This window comes from Frankia sp. Mgl5 (assembly GCF_023242985.1).
Classification (GTDB): domain Bacteria; phylum Actinomycetota; class Actinomycetes; order Frankiales; family Frankiaceae; genus Parafrankia; species Parafrankia soli.
Genome location: NZ_JALKFY010000602.1, coordinates 1 through 320, shown reverse-complemented (window position 1 = coordinate 320; position 320 = coordinate 1). Strand labels below are relative to the sequence as shown.

The following is a 320-nucleotide window of genomic DNA, read 5'->3' as shown; positions in this document are numbered from 1 at the left end:
ATCTGATATCATCCCTCTTGGAACAGGGGGAAGGGGCCATTTTACGGACGCTTGCGGAAGGCGCGGATGTCCGGCGCATCGAAAGCGAGCTTCACTATTTGCGTGCGGTTTGGCAGGAAGCGTTGGACAAAGCGAAACCGCAAAAGCCGCCTTGCCTGGTCTACCAGGATGCAGATCTGGTGATTCGCACGGTCAGAGATACGCTTACTGATGATGTGGACGAGCTTGTCGTCGATCACCCCGAATGGTTTGCGCGCATCAAGCAGCTGGTGGCTGCGCTCTATCCAAACTGGCTTGACCGGCTCTCGGTTTACCAGGGC

At 56.6% G+C, this 320-nt stretch carries 1 protein-coding gene; it reads left to right on the top strand.

Going from position 1 to position 320, the window contains the following annotated elements; translation table 11 throughout:
• Positions 1 to 17: 17 nt before the first annotated feature.
• A partial coding sequence (locus tag MXD62_RS10835) for a ribonuclease E/G (RefSeq protein WP_248829173.1) occupies positions 18 to 320 on the top strand: 303 nt, incomplete at its 3' end.